General features: G+C 62.2%; 12 protein-coding genes and 1 pseudogene. 9 read left to right on the top strand and 4 right to left on the bottom strand.

The annotated features are described in order from the left end of the window. Window positions 1–251: pseudogene (locus tag IT775_RS19735) on the bottom strand (2-hydroxyhepta-2,4-diene-1,7-dioate isomerase); the annotation flags it as partial. 26 nt (window positions 252–277) lie between these two features. Continuing rightward, window positions 278–928, bottom strand: coding sequence for a GntR family transcriptional regulator (locus IT775_RS19730; protein ID WP_212702962.1), 651 nt, complete (start codon window positions 926–928; stop codon window positions 278–280). 217 nt (window positions 929–1145) lie between these two features. On the opposite strand from IT775_RS19730, the gene IT775_RS19725 reads away from it, so the two are divergent. The 8 genes from IT775_RS19725 to IT775_RS19690 all read left to right on the top strand — a co-directional run bounded on the left by IT775_RS19725 (window position 1146) and on the right by IT775_RS19690 (window position 9844). Continuing rightward, complete coding sequence (locus tag IT775_RS19725) at window positions 1146–2150, top strand: TRAP transporter substrate-binding protein (protein ID WP_212702961.1); 1005 nt, start codon at window positions 1146–1148, stop codon at window positions 2148–2150. A gap of 112 nt (window positions 2151–2262) precedes the next feature. Next, a complete protein-coding gene (locus IT775_RS19720; protein WP_246525762.1) occupies window positions 2263–3036 on the top strand; it encodes a TRAP transporter small permease subunit in 774 nt (257 codons plus the stop codon). 3 nt (window positions 3037–3039) lie between these two features. Beyond that, the gene (locus IT775_RS19715; RefSeq protein ID WP_212702960.1) at window positions 3040–4635 is read left to right on the top strand and encodes a TRAP transporter large permease; all 1596 of its coding nucleotides are present in this window, start codon (window positions 3040–3042) and stop codon (window positions 4633–4635) included. A gap of 158 nt (window positions 4636–4793) precedes the next feature. After that, window positions 4794–6281 (top strand): UxaA family hydrolase, encoded by a 1488-nt coding sequence (locus IT775_RS19710; RefSeq protein ID WP_212702959.1) that lies wholly within the window; start codon window positions 4794–4796, stop codon window positions 6279–6281. 63 nt (window positions 6282–6344) lie between these two features. Beyond that, window positions 6345–7229 (top strand): NAD(P)-dependent oxidoreductase, encoded by an 885-nt coding sequence (locus IT775_RS19705; protein WP_212702958.1) that lies wholly within the window; start codon window positions 6345–6347, stop codon window positions 7227–7229. Then, window positions 7226–7954: an SDR family oxidoreductase gene (locus IT775_RS19700; RefSeq protein WP_212702957.1), complete on the top strand. Its 729-nt coding sequence runs from the start codon at window positions 7226–7228 to the stop codon at window positions 7952–7954. Before IT775_RS19705 ends, IT775_RS19700 begins: the two co-directional genes overlap by 4 nt. Before the next feature lie 24 nt (window positions 7955–7978). Beyond that, window positions 7979–8956, top strand: a complete 978-nt coding sequence (gene denD / locus IT775_RS19695; RefSeq protein ID WP_212702956.1) for a D-erythronate dehydrogenase — start codon at window positions 7979–7981, stop codon at window positions 8954–8956. Further along, a complete protein-coding gene (locus IT775_RS19690; RefSeq protein WP_246525760.1) occupies window positions 8957–9844 on the top strand; it encodes a DMT family transporter in 888 nt (295 codons plus the stop codon). It abuts the gene before it with no gap. A 15-nt stretch (window positions 9845–9859) separates the two neighbouring features. Here IT775_RS19690 and IT775_RS19685 read toward each other — a convergent pair whose 3' ends face one another. Next, entirely contained in the window at window positions 9860–10597 is a 738-nt protein-coding gene (locus tag IT775_RS19685; protein ID WP_212702955.1) for an SDR family oxidoreductase, read from the bottom strand. 17 nt (window positions 10598–10614) lie between these two features. Beyond that, complete coding sequence (locus tag IT775_RS19680) at window positions 10615–12396, bottom strand: IlvD/Edd family dehydratase (protein ID WP_212702954.1); 1782 nt, start codon at window positions 12394–12396, stop codon at window positions 10615–10617. 143 nt (window positions 12397–12539) lie between these two features. Between IT775_RS19680 and IT775_RS19675 the strand changes: the two genes are divergently transcribed. After that, the gene (locus IT775_RS19675) at window positions 12540–13016 is read left to right on the top strand and encodes a hypothetical protein (protein ID WP_212702953.1); all 477 of its coding nucleotides are present in this window, start codon (window positions 12540–12542) and stop codon (window positions 13014–13016) included. The last annotated feature ends 7 nt before the right edge of the window (window positions 13017–13023 follow it).

The following is a 13023-nucleotide window of genomic DNA, read 5'->3' as shown; positions in this document are numbered from 1 at the left end:
GCCGCGTGTTTGGCGTAGTTCAGCCCGATGCAGTAGAAATTCGGCACATCGGCCAGGCAGGCGCCGATGCGCTCGGGTGTCACCACCGGCAGGGTGTCGATATCGATGGCGCGGATCGCGTCGATCGCGGTGAGCGACACGGCTTCGCCCGCGAAATCATCGACCTTGCCGCTCAGGTCGCGGACATTACCGTCCGCGTCGAGAATGCCGGGCTTTTCCTGACCCTTGGGGCCGTAACGTAGAAGTTTCATGGATGTTTTTTCCTTTGATCGGTTGGTCAGAGGCTTTCCCTGCGGAAATGCCCCTGGATATTGCGTTTGATATGCTGGATGTGGCTGTCGGTTTCCAGCCGAACCAGATCCGCGTCGCGCGCTTCGAGCCCGGCGACGATCAGTGTGTGCTGTTTCAGCACCCGGTCGCGATCCCAAGCCTGACGCGCCGAAAGAAACCGCACCCGCCATAGGCGGGCGAGTAACTGGCCGTGCAACTCGTCTAGCCGCGCATTGTCCGAAGCCCGTGCGATGGCGCGGTGAAACGCCATGTCCGTTTCGAAGAATTGCAGCATCTCTTCCGTCTCAGCAAGGACGACCATGCGTTCATGCAGCGCGCGGATGGCGCCGATCTGGGCTTCGGTGGCATGGGCGCAGGCCAGTTCGCCGGACAGGACTTCCAGAGCGCGGATGATCGTCAGTTCGTCCTCGACCTGCTTCAGGCTGGGATCGGCGACCACCGGGCTGAACGAAGGGCGCAGGACCAGCAGCCCTTCTTTCGCGAGGATGCGAATCGCTTCGCGCATGGGAGTGCGGCTCACTCCCATCTTCTGAGCGTAGTCGCGTTCGCCGACGCTGGAGCCGGGAGCGAGTTCTCCCAGCAATATCGCGTGGCGCAGGCGGTTCGCGATCTGGTCTGCCAATGTAGGCGCTGTCATGCCGTTTCCTCCCCGAGCCGCGGAAGATGGACCGTTTACGAGATTTCCGTGGCTTGGCTATGTTTTTGGTATACCAAATGGCGAGGTGAATGGTATACCAAAAAACGAGCGCGGATTCGATTTGGGTCGGCGTTCGTTGAAAACCGGTTGTTCGGACAGGGTGGAGGAGACCTTTTGACCGACTTGCCGGGGACAGTCGTAGGGAGGAAATGTCCAAATGAAATCGACCATTCTCGCAGCGGCGCTTGCAACAACGATTGCCGTGCCCGCAACCGCTGATACTCTGCGGATTCAAACACACTATGCACCGGAAACCATTTCGGGACAGCAGATCCAGGGCTTCATCGACGATATCGAAACGATGTCGGGCGGCGACCTGAAGATCGAAATGTTCTTTTCGTCTTCGGTCGTGAAGTCGGTGGAAACCTTCGACGCCGCGTCGTCGGGGATTCTGGATTGCGATATGACCGGCGGTGCCTACCAGACCGGCAAGAACCCCGCGTTCCAATTCGTCGGCGACATCATGGGCGGCTATGATACCCCGTGGCAGCAGTATTCCTGGCTGTATCACGGCGGTGGCTTCGAAGCGGCCGACGCGCTTTATGGCCAGTACAACATGAAGCTGATCGGCTGGTGGATCAACGGCCAGGAAACGATGTCCTCGTCCAAGCCGCTGCGCGGCCCCGAAGACCTGAAAGACTGGAAATTCCGTTCTCCGCCGGGCCTGGAAACCGAAATCTTCGCGGCGATGGGCGCAAGCCCCATCGTGATGGACTTCAACGAAATCTTCACCGCGCTTGAAACCGGTATCATCGACGGCGCCGACGCGTCGACGCTGGCCAACAATGTTGGCTTGGGTCTGTATGACATCGTCAAGCACGCCACCTATCCCGGCTTCCATTCGATGCCGTCGGACCACCTGGCCTGCCGCATCGACGCCTATGAAGGTCTGAGCGAACAGAATCGCCGCATCCTCGACGTGGCGATGCAGAAACTGTCGTTCCAGCTGACCATGGCGATGGACGTGGAAAATCTGAAAGCCAAGGCGGCACTGGAAGCTGCCGGCGTGACCATCCACGACTGGTCGCCCGAGGACCGTGCTGCCTTCCGCAAGGCCGCGCAGGGTGCATGGCAGGGCTGGGCTGACAAGACCCCTGAAGCGCGTGCGCTCGTCGACAGCCATACCGCGTTCCTGAGCCAACTGGGCCTGGTCGCGGAATAAGACCTGACGGTCAGGCAGGCGGGCCGCTTTCGGGGTGGTCCGCCTGTTTTCTCGTATAACCAAGAAACATCGGGGGGCTTTGTTGGTGCGGGCTAACGAAACATATCGAGAAATGCTTTGGCCGGCTGTCTTCGTGGCAGCAATGGCATACGTGGTCTGGAACTTTCCGAAATTCATCCTGGCTTTCGGATGGGCGAATGATGCGATCACCTCAACCTATGCTCCGGCGGGCCTCGCCGACTACGCGGCGGCGCTCGTCGTGATCGTTGCGATCGTTCTGGGGGTGCGCAGTGTTACCGTTTCCGCGTTGGAGACAGATTCAGAGGGGCTGCTGGATAATGTAAGCCTCTTCCTGGGACGGGTCGCGATGATGCTGATCCTGTTGCTGGTGTCGGTGATGTTCTATGAGGTGGTCGTCCGCTACGTCTTTGAAAAACCGACACTTTGGGCGAATGAGCTTTCGCTGTGGATGGCTGGGTTCATCTTCTTGCTTTCCGGGCTTTATGCCATGCAGCAACGGAGCCACATCCGTATCTACCTGCTTTACGATATCCTGCCGGGCTGGGCGCAGAAACTGTCGGACACGGTGTCGGTGGCGCTGATCTGGGCCTTCACGATCTCGATGATCTGGGGCGGTCTGAACGAGGCGCAGGCGAAAATCCTGCGGTGGGAAACCTTCGGCACCGCATTCGATCCGCCGATCCCGGCCACGATGAAGCCGATGGTTCTGCTGGTCATTCTGCTGGTGTCGATCCAGGCGTTGGCCAACCTGATCGCGGATTGGAACAAGGCCCCGGAACATCACGCGCCCGTTGACGAGGCGGAAATCGAAGAACTGAAACACGATCTCGCAGATCTTCAGGACGACACGGCGAAGGGGTCGTAATACATGTTTGACATTGGAACCATCTCTCTGATCCTGCTGCTTGCCATGCTGCTCCTGCTGGCGATCGGCATGCCGCTTGGCTTCGCTTCGGCGGTGCTGGCGGCCGGCGTCCTGCTGATGAAATTCGGACCGGACTTCCTGTTCGGAAATTTCGGGGCGGGGCCGCTCAATATCCTGGCGCAGCGCATCTATGGCCTGCTTACGGATTATGTGCTGATATCCATCCCGTTATTCATATTCATGGCCAATTTGCTGGAACGCTCCGGCATCGCGGGCGAGATGTACAATTCGCTAAACATCTGGCTTGCACGGACCCGTGGCGGTATCGCCATCGTGACCTCGATCATGGCGGTGATCATGGCGGCGATGTCGGGCATCATCGGCGGCGAAGTCGTCCTGCTGGGGCTGATCGCGTTGCCGCAGATGCTGCGGCTTGGCTACAGTCAGAACCTGGCCATCGGCACGATCTGCGCCTCGGGTTCGCTGGGGACGATGATCCCGCCGTCGATTGTTCTGATCATCTACGGATTGATCACCGATACCTCGATCAAGGCGCTGTTCACGGCAAGCTTCCTGCCCGGCTTCATGCTGGCGAGCTTCTTTATCATCTACATCATCGTCACCACCCAGCTGAATCCGGAAAAGGCGCCGCTGCCGGAAAAGAAACCGGGTGATCCAGAAGGACGCGAAAAGGCCGCGCTGTTCGGCACATTCCTGTTGCTGGTCGCCTCTGGTTTCGCGTCGGTACTTTTCCTGCGGGCGCTGTTCTTTACCCTGACCGGGCAGAACGCCGCGTTGGAAGGCGTCGATTCAATCGCCTTCGGGACCCCCGATTTCGTGTTGAAATTCGGGATCGCTCTGGCGCTGTTCCTGGGCGTTCTCTTCTTCATCGCGGGGCGTGAACGCATCAGGATTGGCTGGCAGATGGGCAAGGGCCTGGTGGCGCCGATCGTGGTGATCGGCGTGGTGCTGGGGTCGATCTACGGCGGCATCACCGGCATCACCGAGGCCGCCGGCATGGGCGTAATCGCGGTTGGCGTGATCGCCACCATGCGCGGCGAGATGAATTTCCATCTGCTGTGGGACAGCCTCAAGCGGACGCTGCGTGCGACCGGTACGATCATCTGGGTGACGATCGGCGCGACGGCGCTGGCCGGGGCTTATACGATCGCCGGCGGCCCGACTTATATCGCCAATACGATCGTGGGGGCGGAATTGCCGACGATGGGCATCATCCTGGTGATGATGGTGATCTTCCTGTTCCTCGGCGCCTTCATGGACTGGGTCGGTATCGTTCTTCTGGTGATGCCGGTGTTTCTGCCAATCGTGCTGCGTCTGCCGGTCGAGGAACTGGGCTTCATCGGCGAACTGAACCCGCGCCACGTGGCGATCTGGTTTGGGGTGGTATTCTGCATGAATATGCAGGTCAGTTTCCTGTCACCACCCTTCGGACCGGCTGCGTTCTACCTGAAATCGGTGGCGCCGCCTCATATTACCCTGACCGACATCTTCAAGGGCTTCCTGCCGTTCATCGGCATCCAGCTTTTGGCGCTGTCGGTGCTGCTGATCTGGCCGAACATGATATCAATATTCCTGTAGGGTGTTGATATCATGGACAAAACGGAATGCCCCCGTGCCGGCCGCTGTGTGGGCCCGGTATGGGCGGTGTCCGGACTTGGCCGACCGGAGACGATCCGCAACTGAACGAAAAGACGTCCGCCCCGGCAGGGGGCGGGCCCCAAAGAAAAGGTGATGATTTGAAAACCGTTCGTCTTTCCCCCGCCGACAATGTCGTTACGGCGATATCGCAACTGGCAGTCGGTGACGAAGGTGCCACCGCCGTGATCCCCCGCGGTCACAAGATGGCCACCGCCCCGATCCCCAAGGGAGATCCGGTGCGTAAATACGCCCAGATCATCGGCTATGCCGCCAGCGATATCGCCGTGGGCGATCACGTACACACCCACAACGTCGAATTCCGCAACGTGGATGCCGAATATGAATTCGGCACCAACCTGCGTCCGCCGGAGCCGCAGGAACCGGCGACCTTCCAGGGCTATCGCCGCCCCAACGGCAAGGTGGGCACACGCAACTACATCGCGGTCATGGCCAGCGTGAACTGTTCCGCCACCGCCGCGCGGATGATCGCCGATCACTTTACCGCAGAAAAACTGGCCGCCTATCCCAATGTTGACGGCGTGGCCGCCTTCCACCACGGCACCGGCTGCGCCATGGCAACCAATGGCGAAGGCTTCGAAGCGCTGCAGCGGGTGATGTGGGGGTATGCCCGTAACCCGAACGTGGGCGGCGTGCTGATGGCTGGCCTGGGCTGTGAAACCAACCAGATCGACTGGCTGGTCGAAGCGATGGGTATCACTCCCGGCCCGCTGTTTCAGACCATGAACATCCAGGACGTCGGCGGGCTGCGCAAGACCATCGAGCTGGGCATCAAGAAGGTCGAGGCGATGCTGCCGCTGGTCAACGAGTTCGAACGCGAACCGTGCCCGGCTTCGGAACTGACGGTGGCGTTGCAATGCGGTGGTTCGGATGCGTGGTCGGGGATCACCGCCAACCCGGCATTGGGCTATGCCTGCGACATGCTGGTGGCGCAGGGGGGCACCGGGGTTCTGGCCGAAACGCCCGAAATCTATGGCGCCGAACACCTGCTGACCGCCCGTGCCGTCAACCGCGAGGTCGGCGAGAAACTGATCGGGCTGATCCACTGGTGGGAAGATTACACAGCCCGCAACGGCGGCAGCATGGATAACAATCCCAGCCCGGGAAACAAGAAGGGCGGGCTGACCACGATCCTGGAAAAATCGCTGGGCGCGGCGGCCAAGGGCGGCACCACGCCGCTGACCGGTGTTTATAAATATGCCGAACCGGTGACCGCGAAGGGCTTCACCTTCATGGACAGCCCTGGCTACGATCCGGCGTCCGTGACCGGGCAGATCGCTTCGGGCTGCAACCTCGTGGCCTTCACCACCGGGCGCGGTTCGGCCTTTGGTGCGAAACCGTCACCGTCGATCAAGATCGCCACCAATTCCGAGATGTTCAACCGAATGACCGAGGACATGGACGTCAACGCGGGCCGGATCATCACCGAGGGCGCCAGCGTCGAGGAGGTCGGGCGCGAGATTTTCCAGCTGCTGCTCGACGTGGCGTCGGGCAAGCAATCGAAATCCGAGGCGCAGGGCCTGGGCGACTATGAATTCGTGCCCTGGCAGATCGGCGCGGTGATGTGATGTCCCGTCTGCCGCGCATCCCGCGGCGGCCGAATGACTTTAACCAGACAGGGAGTTGGAATGATGAGCAAGCCAAAGATTGGATTTATCGGCCTCGGCCTGATGGGCGCGGCGATGGTCGAATGCCTGCAGAAGGCGGGCTACGCGGTGACCGTGCTGGGCCACCGTGACCGCACCGGGGTCGAGGCGGCGCTTGACCGTGGCGCGACCGAGGCGGCCAATGCCTGCGAAGTGGCGGAAAAGTCCGACATCGTGATGTTCTGCATGGGCACCTCGGAGCATGTCGAATCCCGTGTCTATGGCGATGACGGCGTTCTGGCCGGTGTGCGCGAAGGCCAGATCGTGATCGATTTCGGTACCTCGCTGCCCGGATCTACCAAGAAGATCGGCGCCGACATGGCGGCAAAGGGCGCGATCTATCTCGATGCACCGCTGGGTCGCACCCCGGCGCATGCGGTCGACGGGCTGCTGAATATCATGTGCTCGGGTGACAAGGCCGCCTTTGACAAGGTCAAGCCGGAACTCGACGTGCTGGGCGAAAACGTGTTCCACCTGGGCGACCTGGGATCGGGCCACACGATCAAGCTGATCAACAACTTCTTCGCCATGACCACCGCCTGCGCAATGTCCGAAGCCTTCGCCATGGCCGATCGCGCCGGGATCGAACGGCAGAAGCTTTATGACGTGATGTCGGCCGGGCCGCTGCGTTCGGGCATGATGGATTTCATCAAGAACTATGCCACCGATCAGCAGATCGACCTCGCTTTCTCGGTCGCCAATGCGTCCAAGGACGTAGGGTATTACAACACCATGTCGCAGGATCTGGGCGCGCCGTCGCGCATGTCCGTCGCCGCGGATAACGCGCTGAAATCGGCGATCGCCGACGGCAAGGGCGACATCATGGTGCCGCAGATGGTCGACTATTTCGCAGAAGTGCTGGGCCAATGAGCAGGCTGGCTGGAAAACGCGCGTTCGTCACGGCGGCCGGGCAGGGGATCGGACGCGCCATCGCCGAGGCCTATTTGGCTGAAGGGGCGCAGGTGACTGCCACCGACCTCAACGGTGATCTGCTGGTGGGGCTTACGGGCGCGGAATGCTTCGCGCTGGACGTGACCGACAAGGCGGCGCTGCAGGGTGCCGTCACCGAGGCTGCGCCCGACATTTTGGTGAACTGCGCCGGGATCGTGCATGGCGGTACCGTGCTGGAGGCCACCGACGAGGAACTGGATTTCGCCGTGAACCTGAACGTGCGGGCGATGGTCCATTCGATCCAGGCGGCGCTGCCGGGGATGCTGGAGCGTGGCAAGGGGTCGATCGTCAATATCGCCTCGGTCGCGTCCTCGATCCTGGCCGCGCCCAACCGCTTCGTCTACGGCACCACCAAGGCGGCGGTAATCGGGATGACCAAGTCGGTCGCGGTCGATTACGTCACCAAGGGCATCCGCTGCAACGCGATCTGTCCTGGTACGGTGGACAGTCCGTCGCTTCATGAACGGCTGCGGGCCACGGGGGATTACGAGGCAGCGATGAAGGCCTTCATCGAGCGCCAACCGATGGGCCGGATCGGTACGCCGCAGGAAATCGCCGCGCTGGCGCTTTATCTAGGGTCCGATGAAAGCGGCTTCACGACAGGTCAGGCACATGTCATCGATGGCGGCTGGGCCGCAGGCTGACCGGCAGGCAGGGAGAACTGAAGTATGCGGATACTGATCACCGGCGGGGGCGGTTTCCTTGGCCAGAAACTGTCGCGCAAGCTGACCGAACACGGCGCCCTGCGCGGACAGCCGATCACCGCGATGACTCTGATGGACGTCGCGGAACCGGCAAAGCCCAAGGCGGGGTTCCCCGTCACCTCGCTGGCCTGTGACATCGCCGACGACGTGGCGGTCAAGGCGCTGTTTGCCGATCACGGGCCTTTCGATGTCATCTATCACCTGGCGGCGGTTGTTTCCGGCGCGGCCGAGGCGGATTTCGATCTCGGTATGCGGATCAACCTGATGGGCAGCATCCACCTGTTCCAGGCCGCCCGCGCGCAGGGCAATTGCCCGGTGGTGGTCTATGCGTCTTCAATCGCGGCGCATGGCGGGGAGGAACCCGAGGTGATAGTCGACGGGGTCGAGCTGAACCCGCAGACCTCCTATGGCAGCCAGAAGGTGATGGGCGAGTTGCTGCTCAACGACATGAGCCGCAAGGGATTTCTCGACGGGCGCGGGCTGCGCCTGCCGACCGTGTCGATCCGCCCGGGCAAGGCCAACGCGGCAGCGTCGAGCTTCATGTCCTCGATCTTCCGCGACACGATGCAGGGCGATGCGTCGAACTGCCCGGTGGGCCGCGATTTCCTGATCTTCCACACCGCGCCGCGCACGATCATCGAAAACCTGGTGATCGCGGCGGAACTGGATGGGGCGGGTTTTGGGTTCAACCGCTGTCTCAACCTTCCCGGCCGTAGCGACACGGTGGGCGAAATGATCGACGCGATGACCCGTGTCTTCGGTCCCGAGGCCGAGGCGCGGATCACATGGGAGGCCGACCCGGTGATCGAAAAGATCGTGCATAGCTGGCGCAACCGGGTGATTTCCGAAAAGGCGCTGCGGCTCGGCTTTGTTCAGGACAAGTCCTTCGAGGATACCGTGCGCTGGTTCCTCGAAGACGACATCCAGCGAAGGCCCGCCTGATTGGCGCGGGCGGCCAGCCCCCGCGAGGATCGTCCTGTCGCCGCCGTGATGATCATGGCGGTGGCGGTGTTCCTGTTCACGCTGATCGACTCCTCGGCGAAGTGGCTGATCTTGGCGGGGCTGCCGGCATTGCAGGTGGTCTTTGCCCGCTATGCCGGGGCGCTGATCATGGCGCTGCTGCTGTTCCTGCCGCGCGGCGGGCTCTCGGCCTTCCGGTCGAACCGTCCCTGGCTGCAGCTTTTGCGGGCGCTGATGCTGCTGGGCAGCACCATGTTCAATTTCTATGCGCTCAGTTATCTGCCCATCACGCTGACCATCGCGCTGTTTTTCGCGATGCCGATCGTCACCACGCTGCTTAGCATCCCGATCCTTGGCGAACAGGTCGGATTGCGCCGCTTCGTCGCGGTTGTGGTCGGATTTTTCGGGGTTCTGGTGATCGTGCAGCCCTGGGGTGCGCAATTCCACTGGGCGGTGTTCCTGTCGATCGGCGCGCTGTGCTGCGCGGCGACCTATTTCGTGCTGACCCGGCTCTTGGCCGGGACCGATAACAGTTCTACCAGCCAGCTATGGTCGAACGGCGTGGCGACGGCCTGCCTTGCGCCGATTGCCCTGCAGGACTGGATTTGGCCGGACGATCCGTTGAACATGGGTATTCTGCTGTTCATCGGTGTCTTGGGCGGCACCAGCCATATCCTTGCGACGCTCGCCTATCGCTTCGCCCCGGCCTCGGTCGTGGCGCCGGTGACCTATGTTCAGGTGATCTATGCCACCGCCGTAGGATTGCTGGTCTTCGGCACGCTGCCGACGGTCTGGACCGCTCTCGGCACCGCGATCATCATCGGGTCCGGCATCTATATCTGGCAGCGTGAAAGGGTGCGTGCGGGGTAGGGCGCGGCGTAAGGTTCAGCCGCGTCCGATATAGGGCATGGTGGTCGCCATCACCGTCATGAACTGAACGTTCGCTTCCAAGGGCAGGCCGGCCATGTGCAGGACCGAGCTGGCGACATTGGCCACGTCCATCACTGCCTCGACCTTGATGCTGCCGTCGGCCTGCGGCATCCCCGTCGTCATCGATTGCGCCATGTCGGTCAGCGCGTTGCCGATATCGATCTGGCCGCAGGCGATGTTGTAGGCCCGGCCATCCAGCGAAATCGTCCGGGTCAGCCCGGTGATCGCGTGTTTCGAGGCGGTATAGGGGGCAGATCCCCAACGCGGCACATAGGCCGAAACCGATCCGTTGTTGATGATCCGCCCGCCCTGCGGGTCCTGCCGGCGCATGATGCCGAAGGCGGCGCGGGCGGCGATGAAGGCGCCGGTCAGGTTGATGTCGATCAGGTCGCGCCAGTCGTCGACGGCGATCTCGTCGATCGGCGCGCCGGGCAGGCTGACGCCCGCATTGTTGAACAGCGCGTCCAGATGCCCCCATTCTTCCAGCGCCCGGCCGAAGGCGGCCTCGACCGCCGTTTCATCGCGCACGTCGCAGGGCAGGATCAGCGCGTTTGCATGTCCCGTCGCCGCGTCCTCCAGCGGCTCGGCGCGACGGCCGACGAACCCGACCCGCCAGCCCGCATCGAGAAAGGCGCGGGCGGTGGCCTTGCCGACGCCGCTGCCGGCGCCGGTGATCAGGATGGTCTTGCTCATGTCCGGTCTCCGGCGGTTCAGTGGTTGTCGCGGGGCAGGGTGCGGCCCACCTTCTGATAGGCGGTGGCCAGTTCCAGGCATCCGCCATCGGCCAGCTGCCCGACATGGGTGCGGTAGATTTCCTGCCACGGGGTCTGGTTCACGATCTCGGGCGGTTGCCAGCCGTCGATCCGGGCCTGCCACTCCGCCTCGTCCACCAGCGCGTCCATGCGCGACGCGTTCAGGTCCAGCCGCACCCGGTCGCCGGTCTGCAGATAGGCCAGCCCGCCACCCACGACCGATTCCGGCGAGGCATTGAGGATCGAGGGGCTTTCCGAGGTGCCCGATTGCCGCCCGTCGCCCACCGTCGGCAGGTGGTTGATGCCCTGCCGGATCAGCGCATCCGGCGGCTGCATGTTCACCACCTCGGCCGATCCGGGATAGCCCACGCAGCCGACATTGCGGATGAACAGCATGCATTTCTCGTCGATTTTCAGATCGGGATCGTTGATCCGCTCGTGGTAATCCTCGGGGCCCTCGAACACGACCGCCCGCGCTTCGAATACGCCTTCATTACCCGGTTCGGACAGGAAGCGTTGCTGGAAATCCGCGGAAATCACCGAGGTCTTCATCAGCGCCGAGTCGAACAGGTTGCCCGACAGCACCTTGAAGCCCGCGTTCCTCCGCATCGGAGCGTCGTAGGTCTTGATCACGTCGGTGTCTTCGCTGCCGCAGCCGGACAGGTTTTCGCCCATCGTCTTGCCGGTGGCGGTCATCGCCCCGTCATGGATGCGCCCGGCCTTGCGCAGCTCGCCCATCACCGCCGGTACGCCGCCGGCACGGAAGAAGCTTTCGCCCAGATATTCGCCTGCCGGCTGCATGTTGACCAAAAGCGGCACGTCGAAGCCGATGGTTTCCCAGTCCTTCACGTCCAGGTCGACCCCGGCATGGCGGGCGACCGCCTGCAGGTGCGGCGGCGCGTTGGTCGATCCGCCGATCGCCGCATTGACCACGATGGCGTTTTCGAAGGCTTCGCGGGTCAGGATGTCAGACGGTTTCAGGTCGTCGTAGACCATTTGCACGATGCGTTTGCCGGTTTCATAAGCCATCGCCATGCGTTCGCGGAACGGTGCGGGAATTGCCGAATTGCCGGTCAGGCTCATGCCCAGGGCCTCGGCCATGGCGTTCATCGTGCTGGCGGTGCCCATGGTGTTGCAATGGCCCAAGCTGGGGGCCGAGGCGCAGACCCGGCTGATGAATTCATCGTAATCGATCTTGCCCTCGGCCAGAAGTCGGCGGCTTTCCCACACGATGGTGCCCGATCCCGCGCGCTTGCCCTGCCACCAGCCATCCAGCATCGGGCCGCCATTCAGCGCGATCGCGGGCAGGTCCACGGTGGCCGCGCCCATCAGCATCGCCGGTGTGGTCTTGTCGCAGCCGGTGGTCAGAACCACCCCGTCGATCGGATAGCCATGAAGCACCTCGACCAGCGACAGGTAGGCGAGGTTACGATCCAGTGCCGCAGTGGGGCGCTTGCCGGTTTCCTGGATCGGGTGAACCGGGAATTCCATCGGGATGCCGCCGCCGTCGCGGATGCCGGCCTTGATCCGGTCCATCAGGAAGACGTGGATCTTGTTGCAGGGCGCGATATCGCTGCCGGTCTGGGCAATGCCGATGACCGGGCGTTCGCTTTGAAGCTCTTCCCGGCTGTATTCCTGGTTCTGGTAGCGTTCCAGGTAAAGCGCGGTCATGCCGGGGTTATTCGGGTTGTCGAACCATTCCTGCGACCGGAATTTTTTATGGGCGCGCGTGTCTGACATGATTCTCTCCCGCAGTGTCTGTTGCGTGCTTGAAGCAGGATTGCAATTTGGTATACCAAATTCAAGAAGGAACAGGCGCACAGGGGCTGAAAATCCCGGTTCTACGGTCAGAAAGTCAGGAAAGTCAGTTGAAAACCATAGCTTTGAATAAGATTCTTCAAGTGGTCGCGATCCCCGCGATGGGGCTTTGTCTGGCCGCGCCAGCGGCTCGGGCCGGGGGACTCGATGGCGCACAGGCCTGTCTTGATGCGCGGATCGCAGCGAACGAACCAATAGCCGATTGCGTGAAGGAAGCGCAGGCGTCGTGCCTGTCTTTCGACGCGCCCAGCCTGGCGGGCACCGATTGCTACCGCCGCGCCAAGGATCAGTGGGGCGAACTGATCGCGCAGCGGATGGAGCAGATCCGCGCCAGCGCCAGCGAGGAACTGTCGGCCATTGCCGCGATCGAGGTGAAATACGACCTCAGGGGTAACCTGATGCAATGCGACCGGATGGAAGAACTGTCGCTGGTGCAGAAAGATCCCGATGACGGCACGGTCTACGTCCGGATGCGCTGCGAAGCGACCGCGGTCGGGATGGCTTATGCCAAGCTCCACTATCAGTCGCAGCAAATCAGGTAACCGGGGC

Source organism: Thalassovita aquimarina, from assembly GCF_018219815.1.
Lineage (GTDB): Bacteria > Pseudomonadota > Alphaproteobacteria > Rhodobacterales > Rhodobacteraceae > Thalassobius > Thalassobius aquimarinus.
Note: the sequence above shows the minus strand (reverse complement) of the source record. Positions and strands in the feature narration are given on the sequence as shown.

Excerpts from the sequence above, each read along its gene's own strand:
- IT775_RS19725 (WP_212702961.1), top strand. The coding sequence starts at position 1,146 with ATGAAATCGACCATTCTCGCAGCGGCGCTTGCAACAACGATTGCCGTG.
- denD (WP_212702956.1), top strand. The coding sequence starts at position 7,979 with ATGCGGATACTGATCACCGGCGGGGGCGGTTTCCTTGGCCAGAAACTG.
- IT775_RS19715 (WP_212702960.1), top strand. The coding sequence starts at position 3,040 with ATGTTTGACATTGGAACCATCTCTCTGATCCTGCTGCTTGCCATGCTG.
- IT775_RS19705 (WP_212702958.1), top strand. The coding sequence starts at position 6,345 with ATGAGCAAGCCAAAGATTGGATTTATCGGCCTCGGCCTGATGGGCGCG.
- IT775_RS19680 (WP_212702954.1), bottom strand. The coding sequence starts at position 12,396 with ATGTCAGACACGCGCGCCCATAAAAAATTCCGGTCGCAGGAATGGTTC.
- IT775_RS19685 (WP_212702955.1), bottom strand. The coding sequence starts at position 10,597 with ATGAGCAAGACCATCCTGATCACCGGCGCCGGCAGCGGCGTCGGCAAG.
- IT775_RS19720 (WP_246525762.1), top strand. The coding sequence starts at position 2,263 with ATGCTTTGGCCGGCTGTCTTCGTGGCAGCAATGGCATACGTGGTCTGG.
- IT775_RS19730 (WP_212702962.1), bottom strand. The coding sequence starts at position 928 with ATGACAGCGCCTACATTGGCAGACCAGATCGCGAACCGCCTGCGCCAC.
- IT775_RS19700 (WP_212702957.1), top strand. The coding sequence starts at position 7,226 with ATGAGCAGGCTGGCTGGAAAACGCGCGTTCGTCACGGCGGCCGGGCAG.